15 protein-coding genes and 1 pseudogene are annotated in these 14,379 nt (G+C 71.5%); 5 read left to right on the top strand and 11 right to left on the bottom strand.

Going from position 1 to position 14,379, the window contains the following annotated elements:
* Positions 1-70: 70 nt before the first annotated feature.
* The 6 genes from PUR26_RS03355 to PUR26_RS03380 form a co-directional block, all read right to left on the bottom strand.
* Positions 71-1,309: a DUF2087 domain-containing protein gene (locus PUR26_RS03355; RefSeq protein ID WP_329869031.1), complete on the bottom strand. Its 1,239-nt coding sequence runs from the start codon at positions 1,307-1,309 to the stop codon at positions 71-73.
* The gene (locus PUR26_RS03360; RefSeq protein ID WP_329869033.1) at positions 1,306-2,007 is read right to left on the bottom strand and encodes a hypothetical protein; all 702 of its coding nucleotides are present in this window, start codon (positions 2,005-2,007) and stop codon (positions 1,306-1,308) included. The genes PUR26_RS03355 and PUR26_RS03360 overlap by 4 nt, the downstream gene beginning before the upstream one ends.
* Positions 2,004-2,897 carry a class I SAM-dependent methyltransferase gene (locus PUR26_RS03365; RefSeq protein WP_329869035.1) on the bottom strand — a complete coding sequence of 298 codons (894 nt, stop codon included), beginning with the start codon at positions 2,895-2,897 and terminating at the stop codon, positions 2,004-2,006. The genes PUR26_RS03360 and PUR26_RS03365 overlap by 4 nt, the downstream gene beginning before the upstream one ends.
* A complete protein-coding gene (locus tag PUR26_RS03370) occupies positions 2,881-4,134 on the bottom strand; it encodes an MFS transporter (protein ID WP_329869037.1) in 1,254 nt (417 codons plus the stop codon). Before PUR26_RS03370 ends, PUR26_RS03365 begins: the two co-directional genes overlap by 17 nt.
* Positions 4,131-5,327 (bottom strand): hypothetical protein, encoded by a 1,197-nt coding sequence (locus tag PUR26_RS03375; RefSeq protein WP_329869039.1) that lies wholly within the window; start codon positions 5,325-5,327, stop codon positions 4,131-4,133. The genes PUR26_RS03370 and PUR26_RS03375 overlap by 4 nt, the downstream gene beginning before the upstream one ends.
* A gap of 129 nt (positions 5,328-5,456) precedes the next feature.
* The gene (locus tag PUR26_RS03380; RefSeq protein ID WP_329869041.1) at positions 5,457-5,756 is read right to left on the bottom strand and encodes a hypothetical protein; all 300 of its coding nucleotides are present in this window, start codon (positions 5,754-5,756) and stop codon (positions 5,457-5,459) included.
* A 491-nt stretch (positions 5,757-6,247) separates the two neighbouring features.
* Here PUR26_RS03380 and PUR26_RS03385 point away from each other — a divergent pair, with 491 nt between their 5' ends.
* Positions 6,248-6,985, top strand: coding sequence for a ribonuclease H family protein (locus PUR26_RS03385; protein WP_329869043.1), 738 nt, complete (start codon positions 6,248-6,250; stop codon positions 6,983-6,985).
* A gap of 176 nt (positions 6,986-7,161) precedes the next feature.
* Positions 7,162-7,662: a hypothetical protein gene (locus PUR26_RS03390; protein WP_329869045.1), complete on the top strand. Its 501-nt coding sequence runs from the start codon at positions 7,162-7,164 to the stop codon at positions 7,660-7,662.
* Positions 7,663-7,892: 230 nt separating this feature from the next.
* Here PUR26_RS03390 and PUR26_RS03395 read toward each other — a convergent pair whose 3' ends face one another.
* The 3 genes from PUR26_RS03395 to PUR26_RS03405 form a co-directional block, all read right to left on the bottom strand.
* Positions 7,893-8,519, bottom strand: a complete 627-nt coding sequence (locus PUR26_RS03395; protein ID WP_329869047.1) for a flavodoxin family protein — start codon at positions 8,517-8,519, stop codon at positions 7,893-7,895.
* A gap of 287 nt (positions 8,520-8,806) precedes the next feature.
* Entirely contained in the window at positions 8,807-9,295 is a 489-nt protein-coding gene (locus PUR26_RS03400; RefSeq protein WP_329869048.1) for a hypothetical protein, read from the bottom strand.
* Positions 9,296-9,354: 59 nt separating this feature from the next.
* Positions 9,355-10,332, bottom strand: coding sequence for an endonuclease/exonuclease/phosphatase family protein (locus PUR26_RS03405; protein ID WP_443076960.1), 978 nt, complete (start codon positions 10,330-10,332; stop codon positions 9,355-9,357).
* A gap of 429 nt (positions 10,333-10,761) precedes the next feature.
* Between PUR26_RS03405 and PUR26_RS03410 the strand changes: the two genes are divergently transcribed.
* The 3 genes and pseudogenes from PUR26_RS03410 to PUR26_RS03420 form a co-directional block, all read left to right on the top strand.
* Entirely contained in the window at positions 10,762-11,232 is a 471-nt protein-coding gene (locus PUR26_RS03410; protein ID WP_329869050.1) for a hypothetical protein, read from the top strand.
* A 226-nt stretch (positions 11,233-11,458) separates the two neighbouring features.
* On the top strand, positions 11,459-11,632 hold the full coding sequence (locus tag PUR26_RS03415) for a hypothetical protein (protein WP_329869053.1): 174 nt from the start codon (positions 11,459-11,461) through the stop codon (positions 11,630-11,632).
* Positions 11,633-11,765: 133 nt separating this feature from the next.
* Positions 11,766-11,997: pseudogene (locus tag PUR26_RS03420) on the top strand (ATP-binding protein); the annotation flags it as partial.
* Between the two features lie 251 nt (positions 11,998-12,248).
* Here PUR26_RS03420 and PUR26_RS03425 read toward each other — a convergent pair.
* Complete coding sequence (locus PUR26_RS03425) at positions 12,249-13,079, bottom strand: pectate lyase (protein WP_329869054.1); 831 nt, start codon at positions 13,077-13,079, stop codon at positions 12,249-12,251.
* A gap of 196 nt (positions 13,080-13,275) precedes the next feature.
* A complete protein-coding gene (locus tag PUR26_RS03430; RefSeq protein ID WP_329869056.1) occupies positions 13,276-14,325 on the bottom strand; it encodes a carboxylate-amine ligase in 1,050 nt (349 codons plus the stop codon).
* Positions 14,326-14,379: the final 54 nt, after the last annotated feature.

Here is a 14,379-nt window from a genome sequence, read left to right on the forward strand (position 1 = left end):
TGTCCCGCCTGCCGGGTCGCGTCCGGTGCCCGCCGCCCCGGAGGAAGCACACCGCGCCGCGCCGGCCCGGCTACTCGGCGCGCCGGTAACGGCCGCCGACCCGCAGCAGGAGTCCCTCGTCCACCAGTCGGCGGCGCAGGCGGGCGAAGTCCTCGGTGAAGCCCCGGCAGACCTCGGACACATAGGGCTCCTCGTACTCCACCCCGCTCCTGAACTGCCGCGCGATCGACCTCAGATGCCCGGGTTGTTCCAGCTCGCGGTCGGTGAGGAACCGGTAGCGCCTGCCTCCGGTGTCCTGAGCGGCCTCCCAGGCCCTCGGGTTCTCCCGCAGGCCGTCGGCGTCGGCGAGGACCAGGCCGGCCGCCACCAGGCGGTTCACGGCGCGGCCGATGTCGCGGGGTGGGCGACCGAGGCGTTCGGCCAGCTGGGCCTGAGCCGTCGCGCCCGCACAGATGTGCGCGTAGACGGCGCGGGTCGCGGGATCTCCCATGACGGCCAGAAGGGACCGCGCCGCCCTGTCGCGGTCCAGGTGCGCGCCTCCGATGCCGGTGGTCTCGAAGCGGATGGGTGCCTCTCCCAGTTCGGTCATCTCCTGCTGGAAGGCGGCCGGCCGGTGGACGCGCTCGGCGGGGGGACGCTTGCGTACGATCCCGATGCCGGTCTGGCGGTACTTGTGCCGCTCGGGGACGGTCAGGAACTCGTACGATCCGTCGAAGCGCGCGCCGATCTCCTCCCAGACGGGCGAGCGCACCGTGCGGACGGTGTTGCCCTCGGGGGTGTCGACGGTCGTGGTCATCATCGGCTCGTGCAGGCACAGGACGCCGCCGGGTCGAAGGCGTGGCCAGAGCCGGGCGAGGAAGCGCACGTCCTCGGTGGGGGTGCCGGCGTCCACCCACAGCAGGTCGATCTCCCCCCACGAGTCGAGCTGTTCGTCGGTCAGCCGGAAGAAGTCGGCCTCCACGAAGGACACGAACGAGGTGTCACCCACCCCCGCGCGCAGCTCCTTCCAGGCGAGTTCCGCCGAGGAGCCCTCGCCGGAGAAGTCGTCGACCGTCACCAGCCGTGGTTTGTAGCCGGACGCCAGGGCCGGCGGATAGAGCAGGGCCCCGCGTTCGCTCCACTTGCCGGAGGCGACCAGCGCGGCGTCCGCGGCGAAGTCCCGCTCGGCCTGCTGCACGGCGCGGGCCAGCGCGAGGGTGCTGTCGCCGGCGCCGATCTCGACGACCAGCTCGGGCCGCAGGGCCAGCACGAGGGCCGCCAGGAGGTGGCCGGCGTTCTCGGTGCCCATGCCGGGGCGGATCGGGGTCACCGTTCCCGCTCCGTTCCCGCGACCGGGCGCAGGATCCCGGCAGCGGTCAAGGTGTCGAGAACGGCGGCGTCCACTCCCTCGGGCACCACCGGGCGCAGCCTGCAGTCCTCCAGCAGGGAGACTCCGCCCTCGCTGATCCGCAGGGCCCTTCCGGTGAGTCTGTTCACCACGAAGGTCCGGCCGGAGCGGCCGTCCAGCCACGCGGTGGGCTCGCTGCGGTAGGCCGTGCCGCTGTCCGGGCCGCGGAGGCCGGCGACGGGCCGGGAGGCGAGCAGTCCGTGCCTCAGCAGTGCCACCACCAGGTCCGGCGCCTCGGCCGTCACGCCGGACACCTCGACGCGGTCCAGGTCTCCGACACGTACGCCCTTGTCGAACGCGTCGGCCAGGGCGACCGGCAGCTCGGCGAAGGAGCCCGCCCGACGGTTGACGAGGACCGCCCGGGGGTGGTCCGCGGAGGCGAGGACCGCCGCGGCGGGCCTGTGGCCCACGGTGTCGCCGGCCCGGTGGACAAGGAGGTCCGGGGGCAGGCTGGCCGGCCAGACACGCCGGTCGGCCGGTTCGGGCCGGCGGGGACGGGCGAGTACGGCTCCGGCGGTGTCGGTGGACCGCGACCGGTCCTCGCCCAGGTAGTCGGCGATCTGCCAGAGGTAGCCGCCGGTGTTCTGGCAGAAGCGGGGTGGCAGGGGATCGGCCTTCATCGCGCCCGCCTGAGCACCATCACGGCGGTGCCCATTCCGACCGCGGCGCCGTCCTGGACCTCGGATCCGATCACCGTCTCGACCTCCAGGCCGACGCTCGCGGCGAGCGGCGAGATGCTGCTCGGCGTCCAGAGCCGGTCCCGCAGATCGCAGACGACGCCTTCGATGTCCCCCTCCTGCGACCACCCCGACTGCACGAAGGTCGAACGGTGGAGCACCAGGCGTTCGGTGTCGAACTTGTAGGCCCACCAGATCAGCGAAGCCCTGCCGTCGGAGGTCCGGAACGGGACGACGGTCGTCCTGCCGTCCATGAAGGCGAGTTGCTCGGGCGTGCCGTCGGCGAACACCGCGATGAGCACCCGGCCGGACTCGTCCCGGAGCCGGTCGTGCGCGGTCCGGAGCAGTTCGACGAGGCGCTCGTCCTCCAGGACGAAGTTGACGGTGGCGTCCCCGAAGGCGACCACGTCGAACCGGCGCTCGGTGAGGTCCGCGGGGAGATCGAAGATGTCACCCACCCGGGCGTGCAGCCTGTCCTTGGCTGTCGGCGGGATGTGCGCGCGGAACCGGTCGATGGCGATCTCGGAGATGTCCACCCCGACGCTGTCCGCGAGCTCGAACCTCTCGGCGAGGTGGAGCAGCAGGCGACCGTCCCCGCAGCCGAGGTCCAGGACGCTGTCGCCGTCCCCGACGATCTGCTCGGCGGCCGGGAAGTCCCAGGTCGCGCGGACGGTGGTGGCCTCGTACTCGTCGAAGAGCGGCTCGTCGAAGTAGTACTGGCTCACCCTCAGCCGGGCCAGACCTGATGTGACGATCTTGTCGAGGGGCGGTTGCAGGTCCACCTCTTCGAGGGCGACCGAGGCGCGTTCGAATCGGCTAGTCCCTTGTGACATGCGCTTCCTCATCTCTCTCGACAGGTGACGACGCGCGGACGCCCCGGTTCATGACCGCACCCGTGACGCCGGCGGCACCGGCCACGCATCCCGCCGTGAACAGCACCGTCGCGCTCTGCTGGACCTGGAACAGACCGGCCGCCAGGAAGCCGGTGAGCACACAACTCTGAAGGATCAGCACATACGCCGGCATGTACTGTTCGCGCTTGTCCGCCGGGACGACCTTCATGACGTAGGTGGACATCAAGGTGTTCTGCACTCCGTTGGCCAGTCCCGCGACGAGTGCCGCGCCCGCCAGCCACCAGAAGCGGGCTCCCGCGCCCATGGCGACGAGCGCACCGCCGATGGCGGTGGCGGCCAGCGCCGCTCCGGCCGGTTCGCCGAACCGCTCGAACCACCCGGCCAGCAGGAGCGGTCCCAGGACGAGACCCACGCTCAGGGTGGCGATGATGAACCCGTACTGCTCCGCGCCGTATCCCAGCTCTTCACGGACGAAGAGGATGAGCAGGACGTTCAGCATCGAGGTCGTCAGGACCGTCACCACGAGCGGGGCGACGGCCCGGGCCATTCCGGGCAGGCGCAGCAGCCCCGTCAGGGACAGGTTCGTGAACCCGCCCCCACCGGACCTCCGCGCCGTGCCCGGACCGCCGTCACGGCCGGCCGTCAGCCGCCGCAGGGCCGTGCCGCCGCTGAGGGCTGCCAGCAGCATCAGTCCGCCGATGTACCAGAGGGCCGAGGGCCCCGAGGCGCCCGCGTACAGGATGCCTCCGAGCGCCGGCCCGACGACGTAGCCGAGATTGCGCACGGTCTGAACGGCGCGGTTGATCCGCGAGAGGTCCTTCTCCCGCTCGCCCAGCGCGGGCAGGAGCACCATCACCGCCGACCACAGCAGCGAGCCGAGGAACCCGAGGACGAAGGCGGTCAGCACATAGCTCGCGAACGTGGCGGACAGACCGGCGGCGGCGATGGCGACGCCCTCGGTCAGGAAGATCACGGTGATCAGCGTCCTGCCGCGCATCAGCGACAGGAGGGTGGGGGCGCACGGGCCGGCCGCCACCGCCCCGACGAGTCCGCTCGCGAGCAGCACCGATATCGCGGCGGGTGAGGACCGCTCCGTCAGGCCGAGGGCGAAGGTGACCTGCGCCGCCTCGTCACCGAAGCTCCCCAGGAAGAGCGCGGCGCACGCGAGCGCCCCGGTGAGCCCGCGCCTTCCCGGATGCGGGGTCCCGGCGCTCAAAGAGCCCCCCATCGGGCGAGGGCCACCACGGTGCGGGAGAAGTCCGGCCGCTTCTCGCGCTGCCCCGGTTCCGCGAGCCAGGAGAGGTCGGCCGGCGCACCGCTGGACAGCGTTTCGAGGAAGCCTTCCACGTCCTTGCGGTAGGGGAAGCTCGCGCAGTGGCCGTTGGCGGCGACGAGCATCTCCTCCAGGCCGTCCATCACGTACCACTGGAGGGTCGTCACCGGGGTGAGCGTCACCAGCTCCGCAACGGCCGGCTTCTCCTGGACGGGGCGCGGCACGTTCAGCCGTCCGCTGGTGTCCATGATCAGTTGGGCGACGGCCATCCTGCGCTCCAGGCTCCCGTCCGTGCCCAGCGCGCGCAGCGTCTGGAGGAGGAGCCTGTTGTCGCTCGTCGGCGCGGCCGCTCCGGGGCGGCGCACGTCGTGCGAGGTCCGGGCGGGCTGCCGGAGGACGGATCGGATCCAGTCGGCGTGCGATCGGGTGTCATCACCCCGTTCCCAGAAGGTGACGTTCACATTGACCGAGACCTCGTCCTTGGTCTCGGCGACATGGAGGTGGTCCTGGGGGAAGTAGGCGATGCGGTCGGCGGCGTTCCGCAGCGCGACGCCCTCGTCCTTGTGGCGGTCGTAGTGGGGGGACTTGAGACCGAGCAGGTCCTGGCGGTCCCCCGGCCAGGCGTACATCGTCTTGCCGTCCCGCAGGGTGGAGGCGAAGTTGTGGGCGTGGTCGACATGGACACCGGTGTGCGTGGAGGAGTAGCGGCCGATGAAGCAGTCGATGTCGACCCGGCCGCCCGGACGGTGCCCGAGGGCGCGGGCGAGGGCGTCGGAGAAACTCTTGGCCGCGTCCCACATCGCGCTTCCGGCGGCGTACAGTCCGAAGTACGCGATGCTCCACTCGCGTCCCTCCACGTATTTGTCCACCCGCTGCGCGTAGTCGTCGAGGGTGTCGTCCGCGGGATCCAGATGGAACGCGTGGACGGGGGTTCCGGTCCGGACGCCGTCGATGGCGGTGACCGCCTCGGAGTCCTTGTTCAGAGCCCGCAGTTTCGCGCCGTTGTCCCGGTACTCCACGAGCGCGGTACGCAGATCCTCCTCGGCGAAGCGCACTCCCGCGGGGGAGAGTTCCGCGGCCCGCTTCCCCCAGATGTCGCTCGCGAACTCGGGACTGAAGAGTTCGACCTTCCGCACGGTCCCTGCCCCCTTCATCTCTTCCTGGAATACCCGGACCGGTGTGGCGCGGGGGTGGCGTCCCGCGCAGAGGAGGAGGGACGACAAGTGGACCTTGCCGCCCCTCTGCGCGCGCAGTTCAGCGAATGCTCAGAGCTGCGCGTACTTGACGTTGGCCTGGACGGGCTCCGTGTCTTCGACGCTGAGCTGCGCGTACTTGACGTTCGCCTGGACCGGCAACGCCTCCTCCACGCTCAGCTGGGCGTATTTGACGTTCGCCTGGACGGGCTCCGTCTCTTCGACGCTGAGCTGCGCGTACTTGACGTTCGCCTGGACCGGCAACGTCTCCTCCACGCTCAGCTGGGCGTATTTGACGTTCGCCTGGACCGGTTCGATCTCCTCGACGCTGAGCTCCAGGACCTCGCTTGTGGTGTCAAGAACAATGGACACTACTGGTCTCCCGTGATCTAGATGGCGCATAGGTTGGTCCGTTCACGGTGCCAAAGCAGATTAATCACGGGGGCGGCCATTACTCAACACCCGTCGTGAACAACGCCTGTCGTATATCCGCAGCTGACGCACGGATAATCCGATCTTGGAATGCCGTCATCGCTGGTCAGGAACTTTCCGTCGTCGGGAGCGAGGGATGCCGACGTTGGCCTGTTTACGCCACCGCCGGAGCCGCACCGCCCACACCGAATGAAGAGACCGTCATATTTTCGGCCAGGAGCCCTCCGGGGTTTTCGGGTCGGCAGCGGAATTCCATAAAGGCGAACACCTGTGCGGCGTGCGGGAATGCCGTTGATCGCCGCAGCGGTATGAGCGATCAAGGAAACGGATTCCGGATGCGGAGATGCCGCGCCGTTCCCTCGCCGTACGGGCGGGCCTGGCCATGCCCGGCTCCGGCACGCGGGCCGTCGGCGAGCTGGCATGATCGAGGGATGTCTGAACGCATCATCGCCGCATGTGACGGGGCGGCCAAGGGGAACCCCGGCCCCGCCGGATGGGCCTGGGTCATCGCCGACGCCCAGGGGAAGCCGCAGCGCTGGGAGTCGGGAGCGCTGGGCAGGTCCACCAACAACGTGGGCGAACTGACCGCGCTGCTCAAACTGCTGGAGACCCTTCCTCCGGGCGCGGGTCTGGAAGTCCGCATGGATTCGCAGTACGCGATGAAGGCCGTCACGCAGTGGCTGCCCGGCTGGAAGCGGAACGGGTGGAAGACGGCGGGCGGCAAACCCGTCGCCAACCGCGAGCTCATCCAGCAGATCGACCTCCTGCTGGCCGACCGGGACGTCGACTTCGTCCACGTTCCCGCGCACCGGACGGACGGCGACCCGCTGAACGCCATCGCGGACCAGGCCGCGAGCGAAGCCGCCGTCAGCCAGCAGCCCGCCGGAACGGCGCTGGGACAGCACGAGCTGCCCGTACCCGACCCCGCCCGCAGCAGCCCGGCGCGCGCCGCGTCCGGCCCCGCCCGCCGTCGGCCGTCGGCCACCGGCTCCGGCGCCTCGACCCGGTCCGGTGGTTCCGGTCCCACGATCAAGGCCAAGTTCGCCGGGCGCTGTTCCTGCGGCTCGCCGTACGCCGCCGGGGCGACCATCACCAAGCTGGACAAGGGCTGGGGCCACCCGGAGTGCCGGACCGGTGACACGGCCGAGGCAGGTGCGCGGACGTCCTGACGGCGCCTTGAACCGGGCGGGAGCGGCGTCGGGCGATACCACCGCGACCGATCGGGACCGAACCGCCACCGATCGTCCGGTCCGGACGCCGCTCCGGCCGGGCAACCGGGCGACACGGGCGGCCCGGGCGGGCGCGGTGACGACGCGGGCCGGGAGCGGCGCGGCATCCTCAGCGGATGAGACGTCGCGGCCACGGACCGGCGGAGGCATCCGGACGGAACTACACCGGAGCGGTCTACGGGTCGCTTCTCGCAGCCTCGGTCATCGCCACGGCGGGGACTCTGGGCCCCTTCCCCCGTCTCCAGCTCGTCGTCATGCTGATCACCACGGGCCTGATCTTCTGGATCACGCACGTCTACGCCGACCTCGTCGGCAACCGACTGGCGCACCGTGCCCCGTCGTGGGGGGTGATCCGTCGCGCGGCACGGAGGGAGTGGCCCATCGCCGGCGCGGCGCTCCCGCCGGCGGCGGCCGTGGCCCTGAGCCCCTTCGTGGGGCTCACCCCGGGCGACACCGCGTGGCTGGGCCTTGCCGTCGCCATCACCGATCAGGTGGCGTGGGCCACCGCTGCCGTCGTCCGGGCCGGCGCCCCTCGCCGTCTGATCGTGGTCAACGGCGCCGTCAACCTCCTTCTCGGACTGGCCATCGTCGCGGCGAAGGCCGTGGTCCAGCACTGAACGGCGTCGGGCCCGACGCCGCGGTCCCGCGCCGAGCCGGCGCGGAGGAGGTTCCGCCCGGCCGTCCTCGCGACGTGGCGCCCGGCCGTCCTCATGCCGCCACGGGCGTCACGGTCCGCGCGGGTCACAGCCGCACCTCGGCCGTCAGGGGGCACGGCAACCCCGGTGACTGCACGTGGTCGGCCGGGCATCGGGTCCGGGCGCGCGGGGCCCGGTTCCGGGCGCCCGGACTATCCCTCGGCGTCCTCCTCCTCATACGGGAACCGCGCGAGGGGGGTCTCGCCCCGGAAGAACGTCTTGGCACGGATCATCGCGCGCTCGTCGTTGCGCACCTGCCCCGGCCGGGAACCGTTGCCGAACAGCACACCGCCGAACCGCATCCGCAGGTAGGCCGCCGAGTGGTTGAGCGTGGTCACCAGCCCGTCGGCGACCACCTCGTCGCGGTCCGCCATGACGGTCACCCCCCACAGCGTCCGTCCCGCCATCCGCTCCTTGAAGTCCGAGCCGGGCGCGGACAGCCAGCCCGACCAGTAGTCGAGGTAGCGCTTGGTGCTCGCGGAGAGGGTGTACCAGTACAGGGGGGAGACGAGGACTATGTCGGTGGCCTCCAGCGTGGCCTCGCGCAGAGCCACCTCGTTCTCACCGGCCGGCCAGTGGGTCTCGTGACGCCCGTCCTGGAAGTCCGGCAACGGCAGCCGGGCCAGGTCCACCCAACGCTGCCGGGTGCCGGCGGGGAGCTGCTCGGCGGCGGCTCTCGCGAGGATCTCGGTGTTGCCGTCGCTGCGCGAACTGCCGAGGACGAAGAGGAACGAGCCGTCCGTGCCACGGGTCGTGTCGGTGGTCGTATCGGTGGTCATGTCTGCTCCGGTTTCGGACCCCGTGCGGGCGCGGGACGCGGGATACGGGGAAGTCGTCGCGGCCGCACCGCCCGGGGAGGCGGGTGGATGTCTCGCTTCCAACTCCGCTGGCACCAGCGGATATTCCGGGGCGGCCCATCCGGCTCGGCGTCAGTCGTGCCGGCCGCTCGCCGGCATCCACGGCGGCGTCCTGCCGACACGGTCCTCACGGCTCGACACCAGGCACACGCCCCGAGCCCGGCGCCGCCCCACGACGGCCACCCGCGCGGCGACCCGGACGGTCGTGGTCAGTGGGGGGAGGCGGCCCCACTGTCCGCGTGCGATGCGGTGACCCGGCGTGGAAACCGTACGGCGAACGTCAGCGCGACGGCGGCCACTCCCAGGGCCCCCGCCACGGGGTTGACGTAGCCGGGCACAGCGGCCTCGTACGTCTGGCCACCCCTGACGTGGCATCCGAAGCGCAGGGGGACGAAGGAGGGTTCGTACCGGTCCAGAAGCGGGGACCTCTCCGGCCCCAACACCTCGCGGCACGCGAGGGCCTGATTGCTTTCGTCCAGGAGGACGAGGTGCAGTACGCCCCAGCCGTACATGCCCACCGCTCCCGCCCACACCAGGGCGACCGCACCCCTGACGGCGGTGTGCACGGCCCGTGCGGCGGCGCCACGCGACAGCAGCACCACCGCGCGGAGGGTGAGCCAGGGCGTGACGACGATACCGGCCAGCGCCAACAGGATCACGAGGAGGGGGTTGTGACCGTCGTACGGATCTCCTGACATGCAACGCAGCCTGTCATACGTTCCGGAGGCCGGCGAGGTCCCCCAGGAGCTCGCTCCGGTCAGGAGCCGAGCCTGATGCCGGCGGTGACGGGCAGGTGGTCGCTGCCGGTGGCGGGGAGAGTCCGCACACCGGTGACGGTCGCCGCACGGGTCATGATGTGGTCGATCCGGGAGACAGGGAAGGCCGCGGGCCAGCTGAACGGGAAGCCGCGGGCCGTCGTGTCCATCCGCGAGGTGACCGGGGCCAGCCCGCGGTCGTCCACCGTGCTGTTGAGGTCACCCAGCAGGATCACCTTGTCCAGTTTCTCGGCCGCCAGGGCCGCGCCCAGCAGCCGGGCGCTCTCGTCCCGTCGGCCGGAAGCCAGGCCGGTCGCCCGGATCCTCACCGAGGGAAGATGGGCGACGTACACGGCGACGTCGCCGTGTGGCGTGCGCACACTGGCTCGCAGCCCGCGGTTCCAGCCCTCCGCGATCCCGCTCGGCCTGATGTCCACGGGCCGGACGTCCGCCAGGGGGTACCTCGACCAGAGGCCGACGGTGCCGACCACCGCGTGGTACGGACAGTGTGCCCCGAGCGTCGCCTCGTAGACGGGCAGCGCCGGGGGCGTGAGCTCTTCCAGGGCGACCAGATCGGGGGCGGCCGCGACCAGGGCGCCCGCGGTGCCCTCGGGGTCGGCGTTCTCGTCGCTGACGTTGTGCTGGAGCGCCTTGAGGTGAGGCCGGCCGGGCTCCTCGGCCGACAGCGGTACGACGAAGAGAGCCGTCCAGACGGCGGTGGGAAGCAGCAGGGCCACCAGCGCCAGGGCCGACCGGCGCAGCAGTGCGAGCCCGAGCAACACCGGAACGGCGACGCCGAGCCAGGGCAGGAACGTCTCCACCAGGCTTCCCAGGCGGCCCACGGTGTTGGGGACCGCGGAGTGGAAGGCCAGGAGTCCGGCGGTCGCCACGGCGAGCGACGCGAGCACGATCCCGGGCGCCCGGGGTGGCCGGGCTCCTTCGGGGTCCCGGCCCCACGACGACCGGCCGCCGCGACGCAGCGGTCGTCGGCCTGTCCCGTTCCGCTCCGACGCCGACGGGCCGTCGACCGATGACACACCACTGTCCGTCCGTTCCACCGAGCGCCACCCATCCGCTTCGAACCCGATCCGCCCCCGTCGTGAGTGCGGCGTGCCCGGTACGACGCACCACCACGGCGATCGGGTTCCGGCCGGCGCGGGCGGCAACGACCAGGGCGTTCGCGCATCCCGTCCGTCCCCGGCCGCAGCTGGTCCGGACGCGCGGGCCCCGGGCATCGCGCGACCGGACGTCCCCCCTGTACGGAACTGGCGGCTCCGCCAACGGTTTCCGGCCGCTGGCCGTCGGGACGCCGTTGACCGGTAGGAGGCGGGGTGCGAGCGTCGGCCCGGTCCCCGGCGAGTGCCGGGGCGGCCCGGCGGATGCCGGGAACGTCCGAGGGAGGGGCAACCATGAAGGCAGCCCGAAGATCGCGTCTGCTGACCGGCGCCGCGCTGACCACCGCCGCCGGGATCCTCGCGGTCACCGCGGCGAGCGGCACGGCGCAGGCCAACGAGACGGCTTCGGCCGTGCGCGCCACGGCGGTCGCGCAGAGCGACCCGACGCCGGAGGAGCAGGAGCGACTGCGTGAGGTGGCCGGCTCGATCTGGACACCGCAGCTGGCGGCCGGGTGGAACATGAACGCCGAGGTCGAGGCGATCCTCTCCACCGCCACGGGCGAGATCCTCGAATGCTCGAAGGCGTTCGCGCTGGTGCCGCGTCCACCGGCGTTCTTCCCGGGGCCCGGATATCTGCGCCAGTACTGGAAGCAGGTCAAGGAGTACTTCCTCGTCGTCAAGGAGAACCGGACCTACCGTGCCTGCGTGGTGACCGCCGCGGCGAACTACCGGTCCCCCATCGAAATGGCGTCCATGGGCATCTGAGGCCGGCCGCAGCGCGGTGGGGGCGCTTCCGGCGGCCCCCGCCGCGCCGAAGCCTCGGAACCCCGGCCTGACGATCCTCTCAAGCACCCCGGTCCTGACGACTCTCTCCTGACGGCCCCGTCCCGCCGGCCCTGTTGCGTGCCGGTCCCGCCTCCGGACGAAATCCCCGGTTTCCGTGCCGCGGTCAGGGGCAGGCGAATCGTCGAGCGTCTACGAAAGGACCGACATGAGCGCCGGAGAGAAGGCCAAGGCCAAGACCGAGCAGGCTGTCGGCAAGGCCGTACGGAAGGCGGCCCACGCGATGGGCAACGAGACCACGGCCGCCAAGGGAGCAGCGCTGGAGGCCCGGGGTACCGCCCGGGAGACCAAGGAGAAGTCGAAGGACGGCTTCAGGCGTTGACCGCGTCGCCCGCGAGAACGCGGTGGGCACGGCGAGACGCCGTGGGCGAGTGACGATCGGGGCCCGGTGCGATGCGCACCGGGCCCCGCCGCATGCCCTGGGGCCGGCGGACCCGGGGGGCGGAGCCCGGTGACTGGTCAGCGAGGTCGTCACCAACGCCGTCCGGCACGCGCAGGGGCCCGTCACCGTGCGGCTGCTGCACTCACACGTGCTGCGAGGTGGAGGACGACAGCCCGTCGATGCCCAGGACCAGGTGGGTGAGGCCCTTGGACGAGGACGGGCGTGGTCTGCTGCTGGTCGACTCCCTGGCCAGCCGGTGGGGGACGGCCGCGCAGTGGCACAGCAAGGTGGTCTGGTTCGAACTTTCCCCGTCCGTCGTCGAGCGGCCCGTGGAAGCGTCACGGGTCGGGCTGAGCCATGCCGTCGCACCGGACCCGAAGCCCTGGGCGCGGGGATGAACCGGAAGTGACCGCGGCAGCGGGTCCGGCCAGGGCACACTCGGCACGGCACGGCATTCGGATGACGGGGGAGGTGTTCCGCGGAGCGCCACTCCGCGGAACACCTTCCCGGGTGGGTGATCAGACGGCTGTGCCGGCCGCGTCACCCGGGCGTGCGGTCACTTGTACGTGACGTCGGAGGCCTTGTACCGGCAGTACGTGCCGTCCGGACCGCTGCCGAGCTCCTTGGGCTCCTTGCCCGTGTTGTTGCCCTGGAAGCGGGTGCATATCTTGGTCTTCTTCTTGGTGTCGCCGTGGATGCGCACCTTGCTGAGCGTGGCGGTGTCACCGTAGTTCTGGTTGATGCCCACGACCGACTTGCCGGGTGCGGTGATGTCCACGTCGCTGATGACGATGGTGCGCTTGTACTGCTTGCCGCAGTTGCCGCAGGTGCGGACCAGTTTGCCGAAGTCGGCGACCTGGAACCCGGTCACGGTCAGTGTGCCGGCCCCGTTGAACTGGAACACCTTGTCCGACGCCTTCTTCGCACCGCCGCCGATCACCTTGTAGGTGGCGGACGACGAGGTGCTCTTGAAGGTGGCGGCGTCCTCACCGACGTCCTCCCACCACACGTTCTCCAGCGTGCAACTGCCCGAGCAGTGCACGCCGTCCGCGGCCGGCGAACCGAGGACGACGTTCTTCAGGACGGCACCGTCCTTCAGCTTGAACATCGGGTCCTGGCCCTCGTCCTGGCCGTCGCCGCCGAGGTCACCACTGCCCTGGAACCGCTGCATCTTGCCGTCGTACAGGCCCGAGACCTCGATCGTCCGGGTCACCGGCTTGTCGCCCTTGGCCGAGGGCCAGGACGTCGCGGCGCCCGCCGGCGCCAGCATGCCGCTGCCGACGACCGCGGTCGCGGTCACGGCGAGCGCGGCAGCACCGCCGATCGCCGCTCGCCGGCCCGTCAGCTTGCGACGGTGCTGGGCGCGCCGCTGTTGTTGCGTACTCAAAACACGCGTTCCCTTCACGCAATGACGTCTTACACCCCCCAGTCGCCACGGTCGTCGGAAAAGTTGCCGCCGGGATGATCTTTTTCCGGACGGCCCTGACACCGCCCTACGGGCGGCGGCCGGGCAGGGGCGGGTGCTCTGTGGGTGTCCCGGTCCCGCTCCGGCGTGGCCGGGGCTACTCGCCCCTCCGGCACCGCTATGCCGAGCCCCTGCGCCGGCGGTCGGCGCCATTGCCGTTGCTCAGCACCCATCGCAGCAGTTCGTCGATCTCTTCCCAGTCCCCGCTCTCCTTGAGCGCGGGCCGGACCAGGGTGAGCAGTTCCCGGGCCAGATCACCGGCTGCCACCTGCCGGCCGGTGTGGGGATGCAGGGCCGGTCCGTCGATGCCGTACCGGGCGGCCGTCCAGAGCGCGGCGTGGGCCATGTGGTCGGCCGTGCGTGGGGCGGCGCGACCGTCCGCCAGCGCGTCCAGGGACGTACGGACCAGGGCGCGGGTGAGGCCCGCCTGCAGGACTGCCTCATCCACCGTCGCGGTCACATCGGCGACCCGTACCTCGACGGTCGGCAGGTGGTCCGAGGGCCGTGCCAGCCAGTAGGCGTTGGCTCCGGGAGGCAGGACACCTCCGGTGTGCAGGGCGGCGACCGTCTCGTCGTAGTGCGCGGCGGAGGAGAAGTACGGAGGGATCCGGGTCGTGGGCCAGCGCGAGAGCGACATGGTGCGCCAGCTCGCGTAGCCGGTGTCGACGCCCTGGTGGAAGGGGGAGTTGGCCGAGAGCGCCAGGAGCGTGGGAAGCCAGGGCCGCAGATGGTTCAGCACGGCCACCGCGGTCGGGCGGTCGGGGATCGCGATGTGCACGTGGCAGCCGCAGGTCTCCGTCTCGGTGACCAGTCCTTCGTACAGGTGTCGCATGTGCTGGTAGTGCGGGGTGGGAGACGGGGACCGGGGCGGCGCGGCGGTGGTGGGGGTGCCGCTGGCCAAGGGACGTGCGCCCTCGGCGCCCGCGATGTCGGCGAGGCGGGCGCGGGCCGCGGTCAGGTCCTTGCGGACGTCGGCGAGATCGGCGCAGATGCCGGTGCTCGTCTCGACCATGGAGGTCAGGAGCTCCCGCTGGATCCCCGTGGCGCCTTCGGCCGGCGGCCCGCCCCGTGCGGCGCGGGCCAGGATGCCGGGGCCGGCCGGGACCGGAGTGCCGTTGTCGGGGTGGACGAGGACGAACTCCTCCTCCACCCCGATGGTGAGTGACATCGCAGCATTCCCTCCCTCGGAAGTGCGGAGGCACTCCGCACGCGGGTCGCCTGC

It is taken from the genome of Streptomyces sp. SP18CS02 (genome assembly GCF_036322365.1).
Classification (GTDB): Bacteria; Actinomycetota; Actinomycetes; order Streptomycetales; family Streptomycetaceae; genus Streptomyces.